Annotated in this window: 21 protein-coding genes; 11 read left to right on the forward strand and 10 right to left on the reverse strand. The window is 54.3% G+C overall.

Translation table 11 applies throughout. The features are described from left to right. Nucleotides 1–308: 308 nt before the first annotated feature. Entirely contained in the window at nt 309–854 is a 546-nt protein-coding gene (orn, locus tag APU02_RS14020; protein ID WP_042289614.1) for an oligoribonuclease, read from the reverse strand. Nucleotides 855–961: 107 nt separating this feature from the next. Between orn and rsgA the strand changes: the two genes are divergently transcribed. The 3 genes from rsgA (at nt 962) to mscM (ending at nt 6,471) form a co-directional block, all read left to right on the forward strand. Beyond that, a complete protein-coding gene (gene rsgA / locus APU02_RS14025) occupies nt 962–2,014 on the forward strand; it encodes a small ribosomal subunit biogenesis GTPase RsgA (RefSeq protein WP_072197124.1) in 1,053 nt (350 codons plus the stop codon). Nucleotides 2,015–2,105: 91 nt separating this feature from the next. Further along, nucleotides 2,106–3,077, forward strand: a complete 972-nt coding sequence (gene asd / locus APU02_RS14030) for an archaetidylserine decarboxylase (RefSeq protein ID WP_042289619.1) — start codon at nt 2,106–2,108, stop codon at nt 3,075–3,077. Between the two features lie 67 nt (nt 3,078–3,144). After that, complete coding sequence (mscM, locus tag APU02_RS14035; protein WP_060570346.1) at nt 3,145–6,471, forward strand: miniconductance mechanosensitive channel MscM; 3,327 nt, start codon at nt 3,145–3,147, stop codon at nt 6,469–6,471. 54 nt (nt 6,472–6,525) lie between these two features. Here mscM and yjeM read toward each other — a convergent pair whose 3' ends face one another. Both yjeM and epmA read right to left on the reverse strand, forming a co-directional pair. Then, on the reverse strand, nt 6,526–8,028 hold the full coding sequence (yjeM, locus tag APU02_RS14040; RefSeq protein WP_060570347.1) for a glutamate/gamma-aminobutyrate family transporter YjeM: 1,503 nt from the start codon (nt 8,026–8,028) through the stop codon (nt 6,526–6,528). A gap of 212 nt (nt 8,029–8,240) precedes the next feature. Further along, a complete protein-coding gene (gene epmA, locus APU02_RS14045) occupies nt 8,241–9,218 on the reverse strand; it encodes an elongation factor P--(R)-beta-lysine ligase (RefSeq protein ID WP_060570348.1) in 978 nt (325 codons plus the stop codon). A 324-nt stretch (nt 9,219–9,542) separates the two neighbouring features. Between epmA and frdA the strand changes: the two genes are divergently transcribed. The 5 genes from frdA to APU02_RS14070 all read left to right on the forward strand — a co-directional run bounded on the left by frdA (nt 9,543) and on the right by APU02_RS14070 (nt 13,478). Then, a complete protein-coding gene (gene frdA / locus APU02_RS14050) occupies nt 9,543–11,327 on the forward strand; it encodes a fumarate reductase (quinol) flavoprotein subunit (RefSeq protein ID WP_042289775.1) in 1,785 nt (594 codons plus the stop codon). Beyond that, nucleotides 11,327–12,061 carry a fumarate reductase iron-sulfur protein gene (gene frdB, locus APU02_RS14055; protein ID WP_042289627.1) on the forward strand — a complete coding sequence of 245 codons (735 nt, stop codon included), beginning with the start codon at nt 11,327–11,329 and terminating at the stop codon, nt 12,059–12,061. The genes frdA and frdB overlap by 1 nt, the downstream gene beginning before the upstream one ends. 10 nt (nt 12,062–12,071) lie before the next feature. After that, nucleotides 12,072–12,467 (forward strand): fumarate reductase subunit FrdC, encoded by a 396-nt coding sequence (gene frdC / locus APU02_RS14060; RefSeq protein WP_042289631.1) that lies wholly within the window; start codon nt 12,072–12,074, stop codon nt 12,465–12,467. A 10-nt stretch (nt 12,468–12,477) separates the two neighbouring features. Next, nucleotides 12,478–12,837, forward strand: coding sequence for a fumarate reductase subunit FrdD (gene frdD, locus APU02_RS14065; protein ID WP_042289633.1), 360 nt, complete (start codon nt 12,478–12,480; stop codon nt 12,835–12,837). A 107-nt stretch (nt 12,838–12,944) separates the two neighbouring features. Further along, nucleotides 12,945–13,478, forward strand: a complete 534-nt coding sequence (locus tag APU02_RS14070; RefSeq protein WP_042289635.1) for a lipocalin family protein — start codon at nt 12,945–12,947, stop codon at nt 13,476–13,478. On the opposite strand, the gene sugE is transcribed toward APU02_RS14070, so the two are convergent. Beyond that, the gene (gene sugE / locus APU02_RS14075; protein WP_042289637.1) at nt 13,475–13,792 is read right to left on the reverse strand and encodes a quaternary ammonium compound efflux SMR transporter SugE; all 318 of its coding nucleotides are present in this window, start codon (nt 13,790–13,792) and stop codon (nt 13,475–13,477) included. The genes APU02_RS14070 and sugE overlap by 4 nt on opposite strands. Before the next feature lie 255 nt (nt 13,793–14,047). Here sugE and APU02_RS14080 point away from each other — a divergent pair, with 255 nt between their 5' ends. After that, the gene (locus tag APU02_RS14080) at nt 14,048–14,635 is read left to right on the forward strand and encodes a LuxR C-terminal-related transcriptional regulator (RefSeq protein WP_060570349.1); all 588 of its coding nucleotides are present in this window, start codon (nt 14,048–14,050) and stop codon (nt 14,633–14,635) included. Nucleotides 14,636–14,668: 33 nt separating this feature from the next. Here the strand turns inward: APU02_RS14080 and ecnB are convergent, their stop codons facing one another. From ecnB to efp, 3 genes are all read right to left on the reverse strand, one after another. After that, nucleotides 14,669–14,815 (reverse strand): lipoprotein toxin entericidin B, encoded by a 147-nt coding sequence (gene ecnB, locus APU02_RS14085; RefSeq protein WP_042289642.1) that lies wholly within the window; start codon nt 14,813–14,815, stop codon nt 14,669–14,671. A gap of 107 nt (nt 14,816–14,922) precedes the next feature. Continuing rightward, entirely contained in the window at nt 14,923–15,057 is a 135-nt protein-coding gene (locus APU02_RS14090; protein WP_060570444.1) for an entericidin A/B family lipoprotein, read from the reverse strand. Between the two features lie 83 nt (nt 15,058–15,140). Further along, nucleotides 15,141–15,707, reverse strand: a complete 567-nt coding sequence (efp, locus tag APU02_RS14095; protein ID WP_042289645.1) for an elongation factor P — start codon at nt 15,705–15,707, stop codon at nt 15,141–15,143. Nucleotides 15,708–15,748: 41 nt separating this feature from the next. Between efp and epmB the strand changes: the two genes are divergently transcribed. Beyond that, the gene (gene epmB / locus APU02_RS14100) at nt 15,749–16,777 is read left to right on the forward strand and encodes an EF-P beta-lysylation protein EpmB (protein WP_060570350.1); all 1,029 of its coding nucleotides are present in this window, start codon (nt 15,749–15,751) and stop codon (nt 16,775–16,777) included. 161 nt (nt 16,778–16,938) lie between these two features. After that, a complete protein-coding gene (gene yjeJ / locus APU02_RS14105; RefSeq protein WP_060570351.1) occupies nt 16,939–17,802 on the forward strand; it encodes a YjeJ family protein in 864 nt (287 codons plus the stop codon). Nucleotides 17,803–17,882: 80 nt separating this feature from the next. Here yjeJ and APU02_RS14110 read toward each other — a convergent pair whose 3' ends face one another. The 3 genes from APU02_RS14110 to APU02_RS14120 form a co-directional block, all read right to left on the reverse strand. Then, nucleotides 17,883–18,236 carry a DUF4156 domain-containing protein gene (locus APU02_RS14110; RefSeq protein ID WP_042289653.1) on the reverse strand — a complete coding sequence of 118 codons (354 nt, stop codon included), beginning with the start codon at nt 18,234–18,236 and terminating at the stop codon, nt 17,883–17,885. Nucleotides 18,237–18,495: 259 nt separating this feature from the next. Further along, entirely contained in the window at nt 18,496–20,142 is a 1,647-nt protein-coding gene (gene groL / locus APU02_RS14115) for a chaperonin GroEL (protein ID WP_042289655.1), read from the reverse strand. A 39-nt stretch (nt 20,143–20,181) separates the two neighbouring features. Continuing rightward, nucleotides 20,182–20,475, reverse strand: a complete 294-nt coding sequence (locus APU02_RS14120) for a co-chaperone GroES (protein WP_000027827.1) — start codon at nt 20,473–20,475, stop codon at nt 20,182–20,184. Nucleotides 20,476–20,644: the final 169 nt, after the last annotated feature.

Raw genomic sequence — 20,644 nt, forward strand, 5'->3', positions numbered from 1 at the left:
GCAAGGTCGTGCTCTACCAACTGAGCTATTCCCGCTTAATCTTCGTCTTCCGAAAAATCGAAATCCTGCGATTAATTTACTGCCGTTTGTTGCTGTCGTAATTCGCATTTCTGCGTCGTTACGGGAGGCGCATTATACGAGAAATCCTTTCTCCTGCAACCCCTTCAAACGCAATTTTTTATGAAATTCGTTTGAATGCTGATTTTATCAGCAAAGCGTATAATTTAGCGGCAATCATCCCCCTGTGCAAGTGAGACGACCAGCGATCAGGCCGGGCACGGCGTCGCCACACCCGGCACAGCAGGCGGTTAAAGCTGAATAAAATGCTCGCGATAGTAAGCCAGTTCCGCCACCGACTCGCGGATATCGTCCATCGCCTGATGCGTGCCCTGCTTGGTAAAACCCTCAAGAATTTCCGGCTTCCAGCGACGCGCCAGCTCTTTAAGCGTGCTCACGTCGAGATAACGGTAGTGGAAATACGCTTCCAGCTCCGGCATATACTTAAACAAAAACCGGCGGTCTTGTCCGATACTGTTCCCGCAGATTGGCGATTTGCCCTGTGGAACCCACTCTTTCAGAAATTCAAGGGTCGCCAGTTCCGCTTCGCGATCGCCCATCGTGCTCGCCTTCACCCGCTCCACCAACCCACTGGCGGTATGTGTGCGCACGTTCCAGTCGTCCATCAGCGCCAGTTGTTCATCAGACTGATGCACCGCGATGGTCGGCCCTTCGGCCAGAATCGTAAGATTTGCGTCGGTGACCAGCGTGGCGATTTCAATTATGCGATCGCGCTCGGGATCCAGACCGGTCATCTCAAGATCAATCCAAATCAGGTTGTTTTCATTGGCACTCATGCTATTTTCCACCCTTCAGTGGTCACGTTTTCGTGTGACTATATTCATTTAGAATTGCGTGTATCATAAATGTTTTGCCCATCATGGGCGACCAGGAGTCAGTACGATTGAGTAAAAATAAACTCTCCAAAGGCCAGCAGCGCCGTGTGAACGCTAATCACCAGCGTCGTCTCAAAACGTCTAAGGAGAAGCCAGACTACGATGACAACCTGTTCGGCGAGACCGCTGAAGGTATTGTCATTAGCCGCTTCGGCATGCATGCCGACGTCGAATCCGCCGACGGTGAAATTCACCGCTGCAATATTCGCCGTACAATCCGCTCGCTGGTCACTGGCGACCGCGTGGTCTGGCGTCCGGGTAAAGCCGCCGCCGAAGGCGTCAATGTGAAAGGTATCGTGGAAGCGGTACATGAACGCACCTCGGTGCTCACGCGCCCGGATTTTTACGATGGCGTCAAACCGATTGCCGCCAACATTGACCAAATCGTCATTGTTTCTGCCATATTACCGGAGCTGTCGCTGAATATTATCGACCGTTATCTCGTGGCGTGCGAGACGCTTCAGGTTGAACCGATTATCGTGCTCAATAAGATCGATTTGCTGGATGACGACGGCATGGCGTTTGTGAACGAGCAGATGGATACCTATCGCAACATCGGTTATCGCGTACTGATGGTTTCCAGTCATACTCAGGATGGCCTGAAGCCGTTGGAGGATGCGCTGACCGGGCGAGTCAGTATATTTGCCGGGCAGTCCGGCGTCGGTAAATCCAGTCTGCTGAATGCGCTGCTGGGTCTGCAGGAAGAGATCCTCACAAACGATGTTTCCGACAACTCGGGGCTTGGGCAGCACACCACCACGGCGGCGCGCCTGTATCACTTCCCACATGGCGGCGATGTCATTGACTCCCCTGGCGTACGGGAATTTGGTTTGTGGCACCTGGAGCCGGAACAAATTTTCAACGGTTTTGTCGAATTTCACGATTTCCTGGGATTATGCAAATACCGCGACTGTAAGCATGATAGCGACCCCGGTTGCGCCATCCGTGAAGCAGTAGAGGACGGTAAGATTGCGGAAACCCGTTTCGAGAACTATCACCGCATTCTTGAAAGCATGGCGCAGGTAAAAACGCGTAAAAACTTTTCTGATACGGACGACTGACAGATACCCTAAGCGTCGTTAGAATCGTCCCCTTTTTTCAGGATACTGGCGTGAATGCCGGTTCAGGTAAAACAATAGCCTGGAGGCTACCTTGCTAAACTCATTTAAACTTTCGCTACAATACATTCTGCCGAAACTATGGCTCACTCGCCTGGCGGGCTGGGGCGCGAGCAAACGAGCGGGATGGCTAACGAAGCTGGCTATCGATCTGTTCGTAAAGGTCTACAAGGTCGATATGAAAGAGGCGCAGAAGCCGGATACCGCAAGCTATCGCACGTTTAATGATTTCTTCGTGCGTCCGCTGCGGGACGAGGTGCGTCCGCTGAATACTGACCCGAACGTACTGGTCATGCCAGCAGACGGGGTGATCAGCCAGTTAGGCAAGATTGAAGAAGATAAAATCCTGCAGGCCAAAGGCCATAACTACAGCCTGGAAGCCTTACTGGCGGGCAACTATCTGATGGCGGATCTGTTCCGCAACGGTTCGTTTGTCACCACCTACCTGTCGCCGCGCGATTACCACCGTGTGCACATGCCCTGTAACGGGATCCTGCGCGAGATGATCTACGTGCCGGGCGATCTGTTCTCGGTAAATCACCTGACCGCGCAAAACGTGCCGAATCTGTTCGCCCGAAATGAACGTGTTATCTGCCTGTTCGACACCGAATTTGGTCCAATGGCGCAAATTCTGGTGGGGGCTACGATCGTCGGCAGCATCGAAACCGTCTGGGCCGGAACGATCACTCCGCCGCGTGAAGGCGTGATTAAACGCTGGACCTGGCCTGCCGGAGAGAGCGAAGGTTCCGTGGCATTGCTGAAAGGCCAGGAGATGGGCCGCTTCAAGCTCGGCTCCACCGTCATCAACCTGTTTGCGCCAGGTAAAGTGAATCTGGTTGAGTCGCTGGAAAGCCTGTCAGTGACTAAAATTGGTCAGCCGCTGGCGATCTCAACCGAGACGTTCGTGGCGCCCGTTGATGCTGAACCTGCCCCACTGCCGGAAGAAGAAATCAAAGCCGAACATGATGCCAGCCCGCTGGTAGACGACAAAAAAGACGAAACCTGAAACTGACACCCCATCATTCAGGAGCATTGACGCAACCTGAATGATGGCGTGGAGAGGAAACGCTGCTGTGCGCCTGATAATCACATTTCTGATGGCCTGGTGCCTCAGCCTGGGGGCATACGCCGCGACAGCCCCCGACGCCAAACACATTGCCCAGGAACTGGAGCAGGCGAAAGCGGCAAAACCCGCCCAACCGGAAGCCGTTGAGGCGCTGCAGGCGGCGTTGAATGCGCTTGAGGAGCGTAAAGGCTCTCTCGAGCGCGCTCAGCAGTATCAACAAGTCATTGATAATTTCCCCAAAATGTCCGCCTCGCTGCGGGCACAACTCACCAACCTGCGCGATGAACCCCGCACCGTTCCGCCTGGCTTGTCCACCGATGCGCTAAACCAGGAGATCCTCCAGGTCAGCAGCCAGTTGCTGGAGAAAAGCCGCCAGGCCCAGCAGGAACAGGAACGCGCGCGCGAAATCGCTGACTCATTGAGCCAGCTTCCGCAGCAGCAAACCGATGCCCGCCGCCAGCTTAACGAGATCGAACGCCGCATTGGCACAGCAACGGGTAATACGCCCGTCAGCCAGGCGCAAAATTACAGTATGCAGGCCGACTCAGCGCGGCTGAAGGCGCTGGTCGACGAACTGGAGCTGGCGCAGCTTTCCGCCAATAATCGTCAGGAGCTGGCGCGGTTGCGCGCGGAACTGGCGCAAAAGCAGAGCCAGCAGCTTGATGCTTATCTGCAGGCATTACGAAATCAACTTAACAGCCAGCGCCAGCGTGAAGCAGAACGCGCGCTGGAGAGCACCGAACTGCTGGCGGAAAACAGCGCGGATCTGCCGCCGGATATCGTTGCGCAATTTAAGGTGAACCGTGAGCTGTCTGCGGCGCTGAACCAGCAGGCGCATCGGATGGATCTGGTCGCCTCTCAGCAGCGTCAGGCCGCCAGTCAGACCCAACAGGTTCGCCAGGCGTTGACGACGCTACGGGAACAGTCGCAGTGGCTCGGCTCTTCCAACCTGCTGGGCGAAGCCCTGCGCGCGCAGGTGGCGCGGCTGCCGGAGATGCCAAAGCCGCAGCAGTTGGATACCGAAATGGCGCAGCTGCGCGTTCAGCGTCTGCGCTACGAAGATCAGCTCAATAAACAGCCCCAGCTTCGCCAACTGCATCAGGCAGACGGACAGCCGCTTACCGCCGAACAAAATCGCATTCTGGAAGCCCAACTGCGAACCCAGCGCGAGCTGCTGAATTCGCTGCTCCAGGGCGGCGACACGCTGATACTCGAACTGACTAAGCTGAAGGTGTCCAATAGCCAGCTTGAAGACGCCCTGAAAGAGGTCAACGAGGCGACCCACCGCTATCTTTTCTGGACCTCCGACGTGCGCCCTCTGTCGTTCTCCTGGCCAATCGATATTGTCCAGGATCTGCGCCGTCTGATATCGCTCGACACCGTCAGCCAACTGGGCAAAGCCAGCCTGATGATGTTAACCAGCCGGGAAACACTGTTACCGCTGTTCGGCGCGCTGATTCTGGTGGGCTTTAGCATTTATTCGCGTCGCCACTTTACCCGTTTTCTCGAACGTTCCGCCGCCAAAGTCGGCAAAGTGACCCAGGACCACTTCTGGCTGACGCTGCGCACCGTGTTCTGGTCGATCCTGGTGGCCTCGCCGTTGCCGGTGCTGTGGATGACGCTAGGCTACGGTCTGCGCGAAGCCTGGCCGTATCCGCTGGCGGTCGCGATAGGCGACGGCGTCACGGCGACGGTGCCGCTGCTGTGGGTCGTGATGATCTGCGCGACCTTTGCCCGCCCGAATGGTCTGTTTATCGCCCACTTTGGCTGGCCACGCCAGCGCGTCACGCGGGCGATGCGGTATTACCTGATGAGTATCGGTCTGATTGTGCCGCTGATTATGGCGCTGATCATGTTTGATAACCTGAATGACCGGGAATTTTCCGGCTCGTTGGGGCGCCTGTGCTTTATATTGATTTGCGGCGCGCTGGCGCTGGTGACGTTAAGTCTGAAAAAGGCCGGGATCCCGCTTTATCTCGATAAAGAAGGCAACGGCGACAATATGGTTAACAGTATGCTGTGGAACATGATGATCGGCGCGCCGCTGCTGGCGATTCTGGCGGCGGCGGTGGGCTATCTCGCCACCGCACAGGCGCTGCTGGCGCGGCTGGAAACCTCCGTCGCTATCTGGTTCCTGCTGCTGGTGATTTATCACGTCATTCGCCGCTGGATGCTGATCCAGCGGCGGAGGCTGGCCTTTGACCGCGCGAAGCACCGTCGGGCGGAAATGCTGGCGCAGCGTGCCCGTGGCGAAGAAGAACCGGCCCATTCCACCAGCCTTGAAGGCACCGTTGACATCGATGAAAGCGAAGTCGATCTCGATGCCATCAGTACCCAGTCATTACGTCTGGTGCGTTCTATCCTGATGCTGATCGCCCTGCTGTCGGTGATTGTATTGTGGTCGGAGATCCATTCCGCGTTCGGCTTCCTGGAAAATATCTCGCTCTGGGATGTCACCTCCACGGTGCAGGGCGTCGAAAGCCTCGAGCCGATCACGCTGGGCGCGGTGCTGATTGCGATTCTGGTATTTATCATCACCACGCAGTTGGTGCGTAATCTTCCCGCACTGCTGGAGCTGGCGCTGTTACAGCATCTCGATCTGACGCCAGGCACCGGCTACGCCATTACCACCATAACCAAATACCTGCTGATGCTGATCGGCGGGCTGGTCGGCTTCTCGATGATTGGTATCGAATGGTCAAAACTGCAATGGCTGGTCGCGGCGCTCGGTGTGGGTCTTGGCTTTGGTTTGCAGGAGATCTTCGCAAACTTTATCTCGGGTCTGATTATCCTGTTTGAAAAGCCGATTCGTATTGGCGATACGGTGACGATCCGCGATCTGACTGGCAGCGTAACGAAGATTAACACCCGCGCGACCACCATCAGCGACTGGGATCGTAAAGAGATTATCGTGCCGAACAAAGCGTTTATTACTGAGCAGTTTATCAACTGGTCGCTGTCCGACTCGGTAACCCGCGTGGTGCTCACCGTTCCGGCCCCTTCTGACGCTAACAGCGAAGAGGTCACCCAGATCCTCTACACGGCGGCGGAGCGTTGTTCGCTGGTGATTGATAACCCGCCGCCGGAAGTCTTTCTGGTTGACCTGCAACAGGGGATTCAGATCTTTGAATTGCGCATCTATGCTGCGGAAATGGGCCACAGAATGCCGCTACGCCATGAAATCCACCAGTTGATTCTGGCGGGCTTCCAGGAGCACGGTATAGATATGCCGTTCCCACCGTTCCAGATGCGTCTGGAAAGTCTTAACGGCAAGAAAACGGCCAGAACGTTAACCTCAGCCGGACGCGGTAGCCGCCCGGCAGGAAGTTTGTAAAGCAGGTGTAGGCCTGATAAGGCGAAGCCGCCATCAGGTCTACAGCCGTTCTGTTTATTCCAACGCCCACTGCGGCTGATTTGCCAACCGGCGGCTATAGTTCTGATAAATCGTTATTGCCAGCAGTGAAAAGAATACCGGTCCGCCGGTCATCCACAGCGCGCTGTTCCAGTCTCCGGCCTCGATCACTGGCTGGACGATCGTGAAAACGTTGGCAAACGTCACCACCAGCACCACCACACCCGTCGCGGCCAGCGTCGATGTTCTGGTTTTGAAAATCACAAACGGTCTTTCCAGCTCAGTTCGCGCCTTAAAGAACGGGAACGCCAGCGCGAGGAACAGGTACGGCAGGGTCATTGAGACATTCGCCATTAGCGTCAGCTTGTTATAAAACGCCGAGGCGGTGTCGCCGCCAAACGAAACCAACAGAATAAACAGGCACACCAGCAGACACTGCATCCACATCGCCGTTGCCGGCATCCCGACGGCGTTGAGTCTTGTCATTGGCGCAGGCCATAACGCTTTCGGCGTTCCCTGAATGATCGCTTTCAACGGTGAATAACTCAGCGTGAAGAACGCGCCGGTGTAGGCGAGGAACATCGACAGACCGGTAATGCGCGCAAACCAGACGCCCAGGGTTATCGCTGCTTCCGGCGACAGATGTAACGCATTGCCCAGCGTCATCCCAAGGCTTTTCATCAGGATATAGGTAATATTTCCGAGGTTCACGGCGCTATTACTGAGTACCTGCTGCCAGTTGGTGCTAACACCCCATAAAAATATCGCCAGCGAATAGCCGACGGAAATAACCATCGCCGCAAATACGATGCCTTTCGCAAAGTTCTTTTCCGGTTTTTCGGTTTTATCCACCAGCCCGCCGACCGCTTCAATACCGCCATAGGCAAATATCGCGAACACCACAAATGACAGCATTGCCAGGCCAGACTGATAGCCCGTGTTCGGCGAGGTGGTGAAATTAATCCCCTCGGCGAAATGTCCGCCGTTTAATAACAGAATGGCGATGCTCACCAGCAGCAGAACCGCATTCAGGCACATCACCGCAATGCCGCCAACCGCCGTAACGCGAGCAATTTTATTAATCCCCCGCGCGGCCACGCCGGTGACCATAATCATCCACGCCACGGCAAGCAGCCCTACGACCTGCGTGGGTTCAAGCCCGCCGATGCGCCAGTGTTGGGTCATATCCGCGCCGAACACAAAGGTGGAAAATGGCACCCACACCTTCGCCGCAGTACTCACCATCCAGATGACGTAAGATGAAAACCACATGAACGTGCCAATAAAAGCATAGCGCGGGCCAACGCTGTTATTCATCCAGGAATAGATTCCGCCCTCCTCTTTTCGGTAAGCGGAACCCATTTCAGCCATCATTAATGCAAATGGAATAAAGAATAATAATGCAGAAAATATATACCATGGGATTGCGCTATAACCCATTAAGTAAAAAGCGGAAGGGCTATTTGCAAATCCAAAAACGGAAGTAAAAATCATCAGGATGAGGCCTGTCAGGCTCATCTTTTTTATTGTCTGGCTCATGAAACCATCCCTCACTCTGAGCGCGTTGAGTAAACCGCGCTCACTGAATCGCACCGCTCTCTATTGCGGAGAGCGGCAAGTGAAATCAACACAGGATTGATACCTGAATGGTAACAAATGACCAGCATTTAAATGTGGCTTTTAGAGGGAAATTGAAAATTTGTGCTACAAAATGGCGCGCATAACACCATTTTGTAGGGAAAACGAGAACACTATGCGCGGTCGACGGTAAAGGCAATCACTTCTGCAAGGCTTTCTGCCCCCAGCGCCAGCATCACCAGGCGATCCACGCCCAACGCGACGCCGGAACAGTCCGGCATCCCAACTTTGAGCGCGTCGAGCAGGTTATTGTCGATCGGCTGCTGTGGTAAGCCACGGGCGGCACGCTTACGGTTATCCTGTTCAAAACGCTGCTGCTGTTCGCGCGCGTCCGTCAGTTCGTGGAAACCATTCGCCAGTTCAATACCTTTGTAGTAGACCTCAAAGCGTTCCGCCACGCGGTGATCTTCCGTGCTGATTTGCGCCAGCGATGCCTGGCTTGCCGGAAAATGGTACACAAACGTCGGCTTTTCCTTACCGATGTGCGGCTCGACGCCCATTGCGAACAACAGTTGCAACAGCGTATCGCGATCCTCTTCGGTATCGGCAATATTGCTCAGGTCCAGCTTCGCTGCGACTTCTCGCAGTTGCGTCTTATCCGCGGAGAGCGGATCGATCTCCAGATGACGCAGGAATGCCTGCTGATAAGAAAGGCTCTCCGCCGCCGGGCATTCCAGCACCTGTTGCAGCAGATCGTCCACTTCGTTCATCAGCCGGTACATGTCGTAATGGGGACGGTACCACTCCAGCATGGTGAATTCCGGGTTGTGATGGCGCCCCATCTCTTCATTACGGAAGCTACGACAAAGCTGAAAGACCGGACCACAGCCTGCCACCAGCAGACGTTTCATGTGGTATTCCGGACTGGTCATTAAATAGAGGTTCATCCCCTGGGAGTGACCGGGGCCGACGAAACGCGTCTCGAACGGGAACAGATGAATGTCTGTGACCGTCGCCTGGCTCATGCAGGGCGTCTCTACCTCCAGCACGCCGCGATCGGCGAAAAAACGACGAATTTCCGTCATAATTGCCGCGCGTTTTAACAGGTTAGGTATGGACGCGCTCGGCTGCCAGGTTGCCGTTTCGCTCATGGTTCTTTCTCCAGTTTAAGACAAGGGCACGAAGTCTACTCGTAACGCGCCAATGAAACAAATTTTGCGCAGGAATAATAAAGCGGGGCTACCGGGTTAAAAAAGCGTACAACGATGGTTTAGTAATTAAATTAATCAAATTCAATGATAATTCCCCCCTCTGACGCGCTAAAAAAATCGAACACGTCAAATTTCGTGCACATCGCAATGACTATACTGTTGTACCTATAAAGGAGCAGTGGAAACGCATTCACGTCCCGTATGATTCAGGGTCTTTATCTGAAAATGCGAGGTCGTGAAATTACAACAATCTGGAGGAATGTCGTGCAAACCTTTCAAGCCGATCTTGCCATTATAGGCGCCGGTGGCGCGGGATTACGTGCTGCAATTGCTGCCGCGCAGGCAAATCCTAACGCAAAAATCGCACTGATCTCAAAAGTGTACCCCATGCGCAGCCACACCGTTGCTGCCGAAGGGGGCTCAGCCGCAGTCGCCCAGGATCATGACAGCTTCGACTATCATTTTCATGATACCGTAGCGGGCGGAGACTGGCTGTGTGAACAGGATGTCGTGGACTACTTTGTCCATCACTGTCCGACCGAAATGACCCAACTGGAGCAATGGGGCTGCCCATGGAGCCGTCGTCCGGACGGTAGCGTCAACGTCCGTCGCTTCGGCGGGATGAAAATCGAGCGTACCTGGTTTGCCGCGGATAAAACCGGCTTCCATATGCTGCACACCCTGTTCCAGACCTCCCTGCAGTTCCCACAAATCCAACGTTTTGACGAACATTTTGTTCTGGATATCCTGGTTGATGAGGGACACGCTCGCGGCCTGGTCGCGATGAACATGATGGAAGGCACATTAGTGCAGATCCGCGCGAACGCGGTGGTGATGGCGACCGGCGGCGCAGGCCGTGTGTATCGTTACAACACCAACGGCGGCATCGTGACCGGCGACGGCATGGGCATGGCGCTGAGCCACGGCGTTCCGCTGCGTGATATGGAATTCGTTCAGTATCACCCGACCGGTCTGCCAGGTTCCGGTATTCTGATGACCGAAGGTTGCCGTGGTGAAGGCGGTATCCTGGTCAACAAAAACGGCTACCGCTATCTGCAGGACTACGGTATGGGTCCGGAAACCCCGCTGGGCGAGCCGAAAAACAAATACATGGAACTGGGCCCGCGCGACAAAGTTTCTCAGGCCTTCTGGCACGAATGGCGTAAAGGCAACACTATTTCAACCCCGCGCGGCGATGTGGTTCACCTCGACCTGCGTCATCTGGGCGAGAAGAAACTGCTCGAACGTCTGCCGTTTATCTGCGAACTGGCGAAAGCCTACGTGGGCGTCGATCCAGTGAAAGAGCCGATTCCGGTTCGTCCAACCGCGCACTACACCATGGGCGGTATCGAAACCGATCAGAACTGCGAAACCCGCATTAAAGGTCTGTTTGCCGTCGGTGAATGTTCTTCCGTTGGTCTGCACGGCGCTAACCGCCTGGGCTCTAACTCGCTGGCCGAGCTGGTGGTCTTTGGTCGTCTGGCGGGCGAGCAGGCGATGGAGCGCGCGTCGACCGCAGACACCGCTAATGACGCCGCGCTGAACGCACAGGTTGCGGACGTTGAAAAACGCCTGAAAGACCTGGTTAACCAGGAAGGTAATGAAAACTGGGCGAAGATCCGCGACGAAATGGGTCTGTCTATGGAAGAAGGTTGCGGCATCTACCGTACGCCGGAACTGATGCAGAAAACCGTGGACAAGCTGGCCGAGTTGCAGGAACGCTTCAAACGCGTGCGCATTACCGACAACTCCAGCGTGTTCAACACCGACCTGCTTTACACGATCGAACTGGGTCACGGTCTGAACGTGGCAGAATGTATGGCGCACTCCGCGCTGGCACGTAAGGAATCACGCGGCGCGCACCAGCGTCTGGATGAAGGCTGCACCGAGCGTGACGACGTCAACTTCCTCAAACATACTCTCGCCTTCCGCGATGCTGATGGCACGACTCGCCTTGATTATAGCGACGTGAAAATCACCACGCTGCCGCCTGCGAAACGCGTTTACGGTGCGGAAGCGGAAGCAGCCGATAAGAAGGAGAAGGCGTAATGGCTGAGATGAAAAACCTGAAAGTTGAGGTGGTGCGCTACAACCCTGAAACCGACACCGCGCCGCACAGTGCTTTCTACGAAGTGCCCTATGATGAAACCACCTCACTGCTGGATGCGCTGGGCTATATCAAAGATAACCTGGCGCCGGACCTGAGCTACCGCTGGTCCTGCCGTATGGCGATCTGCGGTTCCTGCGGCATGATGGTGAACAACGTACCGAAACTGGCGTGCAAAACCTTCCTGCGTGATTACACCAACGGCATCAAGGTGGAAGCGCTGGGCAACTTCCCGATCGAACGCGATCTGGTCGTCGACATGACGCACTTTATTGAAAGTCTGGAGGCGATCAAGCCGTACATCATCGGCAATCCGCGCACCACGGATCAAGGACCGAACGTCCAGACCCCGGCACAGATGGCGAAGTATCACCAGTTCTCTGGTTGCATCAACTGTGGTCTGTGCTATGCCGCCTGCCCGCAGTTCGGCCTGAACCCTGAGTTCATCGGTCCGGCGGCGATTACGCTGGCGCATCGTTACAACGAAGACAGCCGCGACCACGGTAAGAAGGAGCGTATGGCGCAGTTGAACAGTCAGAATGGCGTATGGAGCTGTACTTTTGTGGGCTATTGCTCTGAAGTCTGCCCGAAACACGTCGATCCGGCTGCGGCCATTCAACAGGGTAAAGTGGAAAGCTCGAAAGACTTTCTTATCGCCACCCTGAAACCACGCTAAGGAGTGCAACATGACGACTAAACGCAAACCCTATGTGCGGCCGATGACGTCCACCTGGTGGAAAAAACTGCCGTTTTATCGCTTTTACATGCTGCGCGAAGGCACCGCCGTTCCGGCAGTGTGGTTCAGTATTGAGCTGATTTTCGGTCTGTTCGCGCTCAAGCATGGCGTGGAATCCTGGGCAGGCTTCGTAGGCTTCCTGCAAAACCCGGTGGTGGTGATCCTCAACCTGATCGCCCTGGCGGCAGCGCTGCTGCACACCAAAACCTGGTTTGAGCTGGCGCCGAAAGCCGCCAACATTATCGTAAAAGATGAAAAAATGGGGCCAGAGCCGATCATTAAAGGTCTCTGGGTGGTTACTGCGGTCGTGACCGTAGTCATACTGTTTGTTGCCCTGTTCTGGTAAGGAGTCCGGGATGATTAATCCAAACCCAAAACGTTCTGACGAACCGGTATTCTGGGGTCTGTTTGGCGCAGGCGGTATGTGGAGCGCGATCATCGCGCCGGTAATGGTTCTGCTGGTGGGTATTTTGCTGCCGCTGGGTCTGTTCCCGGGCGATGCCCTGAGCTTTGAGCGCGTACTGGCGTTTGCCCAGAGCTTCATTGGTCGTGCGTTTCTGTTCCTGATGATCGTCCTGCCGCTGTGGTGTGGTTTACACCGCATGCACCATGCAATGCATGATCTGAAAATCCACGTGCCGGCTGGCAAGTGGGTCTTCTACGGTCTGGCGGCTATTCTGACGGTTGTCACCGCTATCGGGATTGTCAGCATCTAAATCCTCTGCCCTCTTGTCAGCCTGATAAGAGGGCAATTTTTTCGCCCTTCTGCCGCTATTTTCCCGCCAGGTTCTACACTTAAGTAAAAACCGCTTAAGGAAGACCTATGCGCCTGCTCCCCGTCGTTGCCGCTGTCACCGCGGCTTTCCTGGTCGTCTCCTGCAGTAATCCAACACCACCACGCGGCGTCACGGTGGTCACAAACTTCGACGCGAAACGTTACCTCGGCAGTTGGTATGAGATAGCTCGTTTCGATCACCGCTTTGAACGTGGGCTGGAAAAAGTGACGGCAACCTACAGTCAGCGCGACGACGGCGGTCTTAATGTCGTCAATAAAGGCTATAACCCGGACAGAGGCCGATGGCAGCAGACGGAAGGAAAAGCCTATTTTACTGGCGATCCCAGCCGTGCGGCGCTGAAAGTCTCTTTCTTCGGACCGTTCTACGGCGGGTATAACGTTATCGCGCTCGACAGAGAGTATCGCCACGCGCTGGTTTGCGGTCCGGATCGCGACTACCTGTGGATACTCTCACGCACCCCGACTATTTCCGATGAAATGAAGCAGCAGATGCTGGCCGTCGCGACCCGGCAAGGTTTTGATGTCAGTAAATTAATTTGGGTGAAGCAACCCGGCGCTTAATGGGTGCTCAGCTTCAGGCCAATAATCCCAACGACTATCAGCGCCAGGCTGGCGAGACGCATCGGGTTGGCTGACTCTCCCAGCAGCACAATACCGGTAATGGCGGCCCCGACGGCGCCGATTCCGGTCCACACGGCATAGGCGGTACCGACGGGCAGCGTTTTCATCGCCCAGGCGAGAAGCGCCATACTGACAATCATCGCGGCGATGGTGATGACGCTCGGCGTCAGGCGACTGAATCCGTGAGTGTATTTCAGGCCAACCGCCCAAACCACTTCAAGCAGACCCGCAATTAACAAGATTATCCAGGACATATCAGGCTCCGTAGAAATGGGGCCGTCCCCGATGAAAGACGCGTTTGCAGGTCGTCCTGCAACGCGATGAGTAGAAAAATAATTTTGCCTGAGCGGGGATAAATTTCAACTTTTTTCTCTTTTGCCCGCTAAAGCGTCGAATTAGGCGCATTTCGAAGCGCATTTTACGCATTCAGCACTGATCGGACTTCTCTATGATGGGACGCTTTCTGAAGTCAGGAAGCCACTAGCCTTACTTCTGAATGCGAAAACGTTATGTTGAAAATACTCGTGATTGACCGTTGCCACTTTACCCGTTCCGGGATCGAGGCGTGGCTTAATCGTTCTGAACTCTTTAATCATTCATTTCTGGTCTCCGGGCTTAACAACCTGCTGTTGGTGAAGGAGCATATCCAGCAGTGGAAACCGCACCTGGTGATCGCCGATCTTTATGGCTTTCTGAATGATGCGCGTTCTGTTCAGTACATTGCGCCGTTTGTTCTCGCCTGCGGTAGCAGCCCACTCATTTTGCTGGAGTCTGGCGGTCTGGCGAAAACCCAGCGCTACCCGGTTTATGCCGCGTTGTCGAAGCAGGTTGCTCTGCCGGAACTGGCGGAAAATATTCACAATGCGTTGCTCAGCGGTTCCGTCGCAGAAGCGCCTGGCAATGCTTCGCCCTTACTGACGCCGCAGGAAGAAAAGGTACTGACGATGTGGATGGAAGGGGCAAGTAATAACGCCATCGCCTGTGCGCTCAGCATTCACGCAAAGACGGTCTATACCTATAAGCGCAATATCCGTATGAAGCTACACATGGACAATCGCTTTTCACCTTTTCTGGCGCTTTCCGAAATGAAAAGTTAACGGCACGACAGAGTTGCCGTACCGTTTACGCTGTTACTGCTGAGCTCTTGTCGCCGCGCCGGAAATAGCATCGCCGCCGTCAGAAATATCCTGACCAACGCCTCGCGTGGTATTACAGGCAGTCAACACGGAGGAAAGCACTAACACTGAAAAGATCGCTGCAATTGTTTTCTTAACCATAACGTCTTCCTTTTCTAGCCAATGTTATTTGAGTATTGCTACTTAATCATAGACAAGATCCGGAAAAATGACGGAACAGAGACAATTTTTAGGAAGACGAGAAAAAATTAGCTGGCGGCGTTCGAAATGGAGTTGCCGAGATGTTTCATGTCCTCACCAAAGCCCCGTGCGGTATTGCAGCCCGCCAGCAACGATGTGGTGAGAAGAATCAGTGTTACAAGACCGAGAAGACGTTTCATCATTCCTGCCCTGGAAAAACAGTGGTGCAGCGAAAGGGCTGCACCAAATTTATGCTGATCCACACCATCCTTCAGGATGAGATGGATTATTTAACGCGGGAAACGTATTCGCCTGAACGCGTATCCACTTTGATCACTTCGCCAATCTGAACGAACAGCGGAACTTTAACCACTGCGCCAGTGGACAGCGTTGCCGGCTTGCCGCCAGTCCCTGCGGTATCGCCTTTCAGACCCGGGTCGGTATCAACGATTTCCAGCTCAACGAAGTTCGGCGGCGTGACGGAGATCGGCTGGCCGTTCCACAGGGTTACGATGCACTCAGCCTGGTCCAGCAGCCATTTCGCGTTGTCGCCGATCGCTTTCGCATCAGCAGACAGTTGCTCAAAGGTTTCGTTGTTCATGAAGTGCCAGAACTCACCGTCGGTGTACAGGTAAGTCAGGTTCATATCGACTACGTCAGCGCCTTCTGCGGAGTCAGTAGATTTGAAGGTTTTCTCTACGCGAGTACCGGTCAGCAGGCGGCGCAGCTTAACGCGAGCAAAAGCCTGACCTTTACCTGGTTTAACGAATTCGCTGGCTTCAACCGCATAAGGTTCGCCGTCCAACATGATTTTAAGACCAGCGCGAAAATCGTTGCTATAGTACGTTGCCATAAGGCCCTCTGAAAATTGTTAACTGGTAGCTAAGCCACAAAATGGCGCATATTGTAACCCTAAATACCCCATCCAGAGAAGATTGGTTATCGCAACTTGCCGATGTTGTGACCGATCCCGATGAGCTCCTGCGTCTTTTAAACATAGAGGCAGACGAAAACCTGTTAGCCGGGCGTGACGCCAGACGTCTGTTCGCCCTTCGCGTGCCGCGGGCGTTTATCGCGCGCATGGAGAAAGGTACCCCTGACGATCCGCTTTTACGTCAGGTACTTACTTCGCAAGAGGAGTTTATCGCCGCGCCCGGTTTTTCCACCGATCCGCTCGATGAGCAGCACAGCGTGGTGCCCGGACTGCTGCATAAATACCACAACCGGGCGCTGCTTTTAGTGAAAGGCGGCTGCGCGGTAAATTGTCGTTATTGCTTCCGCCGTCACTTTCCTTATGCGGAAAATCAGGGCAATAAACGCAACTGGCAGGCCGCGCTGGACTATATCAGCGCCCATCCGGAGCTGGATGAGATCATTTTTTCCGGCGGCGATCCGCTGATGGCAAAAGACCACGAGCTGGACTGGCTGCTCACCCAACTGGAGGCCATCCGACACGTAAAGCGTCTGCGCATACACAGTCGCTTGCCGATTGTTATTCCAGCGCGCATCACGGAGGGATTGGTGGCCCGCTTCGCGCACTCTTCTCTCCAGATCCTGCTGGTGAACCATATCAACCACGCCAATGAAATCGACGCCAGTTTTCGGGACGCTATGGCGAAATTGCGCACGGCTGGCGTCACGCTGCTTAACCAGAGCGTCCTGCTGCGCGGCGTAAATGACAACGCCCGGACGCTTGCCGCTCTCAGCAACGCCCTGTTCGACGCGGGCGTGATGCCCTATTACCTGCACGTACTGGATAAAGTGCAGGGCGCAGCGCATTTCATGGTCACCGATGACGAAGCGCGCCAGATTATGCGCGAACTGTTAACGCTGGTGTCGGGTTATCTGGTGCCTAAACTGGCGCGGGAAATTGGCGGCGAGCCCAGTAAAACGCCCCTCGACTTACAGCTACGTCAGCAATAAGCCACAAAAGGTGTCCGGTTCCGGACACCTCCATTTAAATTACCCGCTTTCCCGCTCTACATTATGTTACTTTAACGATAACTGTCGCATTATATATTTAAAAAACATATATATAGCTCGTAACTAATGATTTAATTAATAATTGGTTAGGGAGAACCTTGATGGCTATGAGTATCAAAGGCATTAATACAGGTGTTATTCGCAAATCGAATGAATTTATGGCGCTGGCGCTGAAAATAAAAGAGCCAAGAAATAAAGAATCACTGTTCTTTTTGACTGCGCTGGAGTTAAGGGATCTGCTGATCGCGCTGGAAAGCCGCCTCCATGAAAAGCAGCAATTAAATGCGGAACAGCGGCAGTACTATGAGAAAGCGCGCGATAAGGTCAGTAAAAAGCTGTTGGATAACACCCCGTCCATGGTGGAAGACGAACTTAAACACGCCGATGTCAACCGGCGCATTGTTTCTGTCACCTTATCCGAGGCAAATAGCGAGGACTTACTGTTCGTCTGCCAACTTCACGACGGCAGCCGCTGTGAATTGATAATTAACGAGCTGCAGATTGAAATGCTGGTCCAGGCGATAGTTCGGGCGTTGAGTAATGCCGGTATGCGTGAACTGGCGCTGCGGATTTCTTCTCTTCTCGACTTCCTGCCGTTATATGACGCCGACTGCAAGAGCAATGATAATCTGGAATATGACGCCTACGCGCAACCGGACTGGAAACACGCGCTTTTCAGCCACTATGTCGCGGTGCTTTACCGTTATACCGATGAAACCGGAAAAGAGCAGCACAGCGGCGTTGTGGTAAAAACCCGCTCGCCTTCCGGTAATAAAGAGGTGGAGTCGATTTCTCGTCGGCTGCTCGAATTTAGTCCGAGACTGAAAAAGCTGGCAGGAAAGCCGTGTCAGGTATTCGCCAGAACGCTGGCCGCAGGGAAAACGCAGAAGCTCACTCAGGAACAGTGCCTGCGCGCGTTGCACCACTTACGCGTGCAGTCGGTTAAGGCCCCGCAGAATGCCTGATGGCGCTGCGATTATCAGGCCTACAGGAGCCGTAGGCCGGATAAGTCGCGTCACGTCGCCATCCGGCAAGGAGAGTGCGATTAATTAGGGCACTTATAAACTTGTCCCGTCATTTCACTGGCGGTCGGGACAAAACTGGATAACATCCCCTGTGATGGGCTGCTTACGCCGTAAAGCACATTGCCGCCCATTGCCGCAGCCTGGTTACGCAGATCGTTTGCCGCGCCGCGCATAGAACCGCCTTCCTCGCCATGCTGACCAGAAAGCCAGTTGCTTTGCTTACCGGTTGCAGTACCAATCAGTTGGCACTCCGCGCCTGGCTTTTCTTCCATGAAGCGAACGCTTTGACCGGCAGCGCTCAGTTCGTTGCTGGAGCTACAACCCGCCATCAGTAGCGCGGCACCGACGATCCCTGCTAAATATTTCACGTGCATGTTATTCCCCATAATCAATGAGCTGGACTCGTTGTCCGTAGTTGAATCTTATACTAAAAAGATGACTAAAAGAAAAACCCCCGGACATTTCTGCCCGGGGGTTTCTCATTTTTCGCAATATGTTCGTTATGTGTATTTAATCGATATTTCACGTCGCTGGCAGGCGGCAAGTTCTTTTATCTCCAGGAGCTTACATCAGTAAGCTCCTGGGCAGAGAAACGCTGCCAACGTACCTGCGGCGGGAAGTATGAGGATTAAATTACATCATGCCGCCCATACCACCCATGCCGCCCATGCCGCCAGCAGCACCTAAGTCAGGCGCATCGCTTTTCGGCAGGTCAGTCACCATGCACTCGGTGGTGATCATCAGGCCAGCCACAGAAGCCGCGTACTGCAGTGCAGAACGGGTTACTTTGGTCGGATCCAGGATACCCATGTCGATCATGTTGCCGTATTCTTCAGTTGCCGCGTTGTAACCGTAGTTGCCGTCGCCGCTCTTCACGGTGTTAGCCACAACAGACGGTTCTTCGCCGCAGTTCAGCACGATCTGACGCAGAGGCGCTTCCATTGCGCGCAGCGCAACTTTAATACCGACGTTCTGATCTTCGTTCTGACCTTTCAGCTCGGCGATTTTGCTTGCCACGCGAATCAGCGCAACGCCACCACCGGCAACCACGCCTTCTTCTACCGCTGCACGGGTCGCGTGCAGGGCATCTTCAACGCGCGCTTTTTTCTCTTTCATTTCAACTTCGGTCGCCGCGCCAACTTTGATCACTGCCACGCCGCCTGCCAGTTTCGCTACGCGCTCCTGCAGTTTTTCACGATCGTAGTCAGAAGTGGCTTCTTCGATCTGCTGACGAATCTGCGTCACACGACCCTGGATTGCCGCTTCTTCACCCACGCCATCGATGATGGTGGTGGTGTCTTTATTGATCACAACGCGTTTTGCCTGGCCCAGGTCTTCCAGGGTGGCTTTTTCCAGTTCCATACCGATCTCTTCAGAGATAACGGTACCGCCGGTCAGGGTTGCGATATCCTGCAGCATCGCTTTACGACGGTCGCCGAAGCCAGGCGCTTTAACCGCAGCCACTTTCACGATACCGCGCATGGTGTTAACCACCAGGGTCGCCAGCGCTTCGCCTTCCACATCTTCCGCAATGATCAGCAGCGGTTTGCCTGCTTTCGCAACGGCTTCCAGAACCGGCAGCATTTCACGGATGTTGGAGATTTTCTTATCAGCCAGCAGGATGAACGGGCTTTCCAGTTCTACTGCGCCCGTTTCCGGCTTGTTGATGAAGTATGGAGACAGGTAGCCGCGGTCGAACTGCATACCTTCAACCACGTCCAGTTCGTCCTGCAGACCGGTACCGTCTTCAACGGTGATCACGCCTTCTTTGCCGACTTTGTCCATCGCTTCCGCGATCAGTTTACCCACGGTTTCGTCGGAGTTCGCGGAGATGGTCCCTACCTGAGCAATCGCTTTGGAGTCAGAGCACGGTACGGACAGCGCTTTCAGTTCTTCAACCGCCGCAGCGACAGCTTTGTCGATACCACGTTTCAGATCCATCGGGTTCATGCCCGCAGCAACGGCTTTCAGACCTTCAGTAATGATGGACTGAGCCAGTACGGTTGCAGTGGTCGTACCGTCGCCCGCAGCGTCGTTCGCTTTAGAGGCCACTTCTTTTACCATCTGCGCGCCCATGTTTTCGAACTTGTCTTCCAGTTCGATTTCACGTGCTACGGATACGCCATCTTTAGTGATGGTCGGGGCACCGAAGGATTTGTCCAGGACAACGTTGCGGCCTTTCGGTCCGAGGGTCACTTTCACTGCGTCTGCCAGTACGTTTACGCCGCGCAGCATTTTCACACGAGCGTCGTTACCGAATTTTACGTCTTTAGCTGCCATGTTCTTATTTCCTCAAATTCGTACAGTTTCGTGCGTTAATTACGCTTCAACAATTGCCAGAATGTCGCTTTCAGACATGATCAACACTTCTTCATTGTCGATCTTCTCAGACTTCACACCGTAGCCATCGTTGAAAATCACGATGTCGCCGACTTTCACGTCCAGCGGTTGCACGGTACCGTTATCCAGGATGCGGCCCTTACCGACAGCGATGATCTCGCCACGTGTTGATTTACCCGCTGCAGAACCGGTAAGTACGATGCCGCCAGCTGATTTGGATTCAACTTCTTTACGCTTGACGATCACACGATCATGTAACGGACGAATACTCATTGATAGCTCTCCTTTGAGAAGGTCTTTATCAGTTATGGGTGACGCCGGCCCGTAAAGGTTCCCCGGCTAGTGACCAGAGAGATGGGGATGGGGTTTTACCCCTTCAAGGGGTAACGCAAAAAAAAATTATCTTCAGCGAAAAATCCTGTAAAAACACGGCTTACCTCAC

The sequence above is a fragment of the Citrobacter sp. 50677481 genome, assembly GCF_001463265.1.
Lineage (GTDB): Bacteria > Pseudomonadota > Gammaproteobacteria > Enterobacterales > Enterobacteriaceae > Citrobacter_A > Citrobacter_A sedlakii.